Source organism: Azospirillum brasilense (genome assembly GCF_003349955.1).
GTDB lineage: Bacteria > Pseudomonadota > Alphaproteobacteria > Azospirillales > Azospirillaceae > Azospirillum > Azospirillum brasilense_B.
Map to the genome: position 1 here is coordinate 1 of NZ_QLKQ01000025.1, position 3,199 is coordinate 3,199.

At 65.9% G+C, this 3,199-nt stretch carries 4 protein-coding genes and 1 pseudogene; 1 reads left to right on the forward strand and 4 read right to left on the reverse strand.

Annotation, left to right across the window (positions count from 1 at the left end):
* The coding region (locus tag DXK32_RS13205; protein WP_162801163.1) for an integrase core domain-containing protein at positions 1-224 on the forward strand (224 nt) is incomplete at its 5' end.
* 146 nt (positions 225-370) lie between these two features.
* On the opposite strand, the gene DXK32_RS13210 is transcribed toward DXK32_RS13205, so the two are convergent.
* From DXK32_RS13210 to DXK32_RS13225, 4 genes and pseudogenes are all read right to left on the reverse strand, one after another.
* Positions 371-778, reverse strand: a complete 408-nt coding sequence (locus tag DXK32_RS13210; RefSeq protein WP_114858931.1) for a type II toxin-antitoxin system VapC family toxin — start codon at positions 776-778, stop codon at positions 371-373.
* Positions 779-784: 6 nt separating this feature from the next.
* On the reverse strand, positions 785-1,021 hold the full coding sequence (locus DXK32_RS13215; RefSeq protein WP_114858932.1) for an AbrB/MazE/SpoVT family DNA-binding domain-containing protein: 237 nt from the start codon (positions 1,019-1,021) through the stop codon (positions 785-787).
* 228 nt (positions 1,022-1,249) lie between these two features.
* Positions 1,250-2,638: a Fic family protein gene (locus tag DXK32_RS13220; protein WP_114858933.1), complete on the reverse strand. Its 1,389-nt coding sequence runs from the start codon at positions 2,636-2,638 to the stop codon at positions 1,250-1,252.
* Positions 2,639-2,791: 153 nt separating this feature from the next.
* Positions 2,792-3,199 (reverse strand): annotated as a pseudogene (locus DXK32_RS13225) (tetratricopeptide repeat protein); the annotation flags it as partial.

A 3,199-nucleotide genomic window follows, 5' to 3' on the forward strand; every position in this document is an offset into this window, starting at 1 on the left:
CTTCGTGTAGTGCCCCTTACCTAGGAATCCTGTTCCGTTGCTACCCAGACCCCAAGTACGAATGCGTCTACCTCCACGCCTTCGAGTTGGGCAGCGAGGCGCGGGCCGGAATCGGCCAGTGGATCGAGTATTACAACGCCGATCGACCGCACTCGGCGCTCGGCGGCCGAACCCCGGCCGAAGCCCACCAGGGGGCCCCGGTTGGGATCAGATTGGCGGCATGACACGGACCTGAACCAAGCTTAGCAAAGCCGCAAATCTGTCCGGGGAACGGGGACCACCTCACGTATCCGTTGTCAAGCTAAAACTCCATAAGATGGCTTATGGAAAATTAACTGCGGCACAGACGGTCTGCTCACGCTTGTCGATTCTATTGCGCTTCCGGAGCCATGAGAACAACGGACGGGAAGTACGACCGGTAACGTTTGGCATCACGAGTCAGCAGCGGCAACCCGAGCACGGCGGCATGCGCGCCGATGAAGAAATCCGGAAGCACGCCCGAGCGGGCGCCGCCTGCGGTCCGATAACGGCGAAACGCCTTGCCGGCCAGGAACAGAGCTTCGCGCGGAATCTCGTCCATGGCGATCCCGGCTTCGTCGAGCAGATCGTCCAGGTCCTCAATTCGTTCAAAGCCCACCGACAGTTCAGCATACACGACGTCGTTGATGATCAACGGCCCCTTGACGGCGGCACTGTCCAACTGCCGGATGGACCAGTCCGCCCACACCGGATCGTTCGTGACGAGATCGAGGAGCACGTTGGTGTCGACCAGGGTCATCGGCGGTCAGTCCTCGCCGCGCGTCAGCGCCATGATCTGATTGGTGCTCAGGCCCGCGGTGGCTCGGCCCCGCAGCCGCTCGAACCGGCTTCTTGCCGGCACCGTTCGGTCCGCCCGCCTCAGAAGGACACGCCCGTCCTCCGCGATCTCGAATTCCACGGCGCTGCCGGGCTCGAGGCCCAAGCGGTCGCGGATCGGCTTGGGGATGGTGACTTGCCCTTTGGTGGTGAGCGTCGTGGCCATGGCCGCCTCGGTAATACCGACATGATGTTGGGTATTACTTAACGCGGTCCATGACATTTCGCAAGGGACGGCAAGACCGTCGCAGCGCGCCGTGTTGCATGGATGCGGTGGACGTCGTAGTAACTTGTCTTGCAATTGGGCGGCGTGGTTAAGGACGCGTAGCGCTTTGGCTGTATGCCGCCGCCTGTATCATCTGCATTGTTGGTGCCGCTGCTGTCGGGTAGACGCTTATCTCTCCAGCGCTGATGAGCGTGCCGAGCTCCGCGGCGCCTGCCGTCCAGCCCCTTCTCCCGCCAGAAGCTCGATTCCCGCCCGCAAGGACGGGAGGGCCGTCGCCCGCAAGGGGTCGCCCGCCCACTGGCCGGCGAGCGCTTCCGACACGGTCAGACGCAGCCGGATCTCATCGGCACTCATCGCCCGAACCAGCGCCTTCGCCTTCCGGCGGCCTTCCTCCGTCGGTTCGGCGAAAAACGGCTGGAGCGTCGCCGGCGGCATGTCGGCCGGAGCCAAGGGGCCGGCGAGGCGATAGGAGCTGTTCTTGCTTCCGCCCGGATTGGCAGCCAGAAGCCCTTTGGCCACGAGGTCGGCAATATCCCGTTGCGCCGTCGGCATGCTGCAGCCCATCAGCTTCGCCCATTTCGGCGACGTCATGAAGCCTTTCCATTCCGGGTCCAGCATACGAACGAGCACGGCCTCCTGACGCGGCGTGACGCCGGCCTGGCGCGCCTGGTCCAGCATCTTCGTGCGGCGGAGCACGCCGCCGATCGCCACCTCGGCGTCGCGGGCCGAGCGGTCGTAAGCGTCGACGAACCACGCCAACCAGCCCGTCACATCGCCGTTGCCCTTCTGTGTCTCCTCCAGCCGGTCCCAGTACCCCTCACGGTCCCCCGCGATGGCCTGCGAAAGGCTCAACATCCGCTGCGGCATCGCCTCGTCCTGGGCAAGGGCCCGGTCGGCGATGGCACGCCCGATCCGGCCGTTGCCGTCCTCGAAGGGGTGGATGGTCAGAAACCACAGCTGCGCCAGGCCGGCACGCAACACCGGGTCGAACGCCGCGCGTTCGACCCGGTCGTTGAACCAAGTCAGGAAACGGGCCATCTCCGCCGGCACGGCGTCCGCCGGAGGCGCCTCGTAATGCACGACAGGGTTATGCGCCGGTCCGGACACGACCTGCATCGGCTCCGGCCCCGGGCGCCATTGCCCGACCGGTATCCGCCTCATCTCCGACCAACCGGTCGGAAACAGGGCGGCATGCCAGCCGAAGAGGGTTTCGTCCGTCAGGGGCCTGCTCGGGTCCCGGGTGGCGTCCAGCAGCATCGCGACGGCGCCATCCGCCCGACGGTCGTTCGATCCTCCGGGGCCAGCTTCAAGGCCGAGGCGTCGCCGGGCGGACGCACGGACGCTGTCGCGGGCCAGCGTCTCGCCTTCGATGCGCGACGACTGGATCGCGTCCTCGGTCACCGCGTCGGACTGGACCAGCAGCCGGTCCTGTTCTCCCAAGGGGTAGAGCAGCCCGGAAAGGGCTCCATGCCGGCGCGCCGCGGCCGCCAGCGGTTGGATCAGGCGGGCGGCGTCCCATCGGAAGCTCGGCCAGTCGTCACGTTGCCAGATGTACATCCGCTTCCCCGATGAGGCGAATGAGGCAACATTAGCCTCATTCTATGATGCGAATATCGGCTCATTCGCCTCACGGTGCAAGCGGCTCCATCAACGTGCAGCCGTCCTTTCCGCGCCTTTTCGCGACACCTTCAGGACTGCACCATACCCACATCAATGGGTAGTCGAGCCGGTCAGACGGCCAACCATTTTCTGCGCCTCGGACAATTGGGCCGCATAATAGCCGGCATTGACGTGTTGTGCGTCTCGGAAAACATCGTAGGCGAGTTCGAGTTGGGTCAAGGCCTGGCGGGCGCCGACCAAGTTCCGGCGCTGTTCGGCAAGCCGCATCAGGGCGATACCCTGGTTTCCAAGGCTCATCGCCCATTGGAGGGGCGCGCGCTCGCGGGTGCGCTCTTCCAGCGCGGCGCGGTAGGCGGCGACGGCCTCCTCCAGCCGGCCGGTCCCCGCCTCCCGCTCCCCGAGCGTCCGAAGCGCGGCGCCGAGGTTGTTCTGGGTCATCGCCCAGTCGAGCGGCGCGCGCTCGCGGGTGTATTCCAGCAGGGCCGCGCGGTAGGCGGC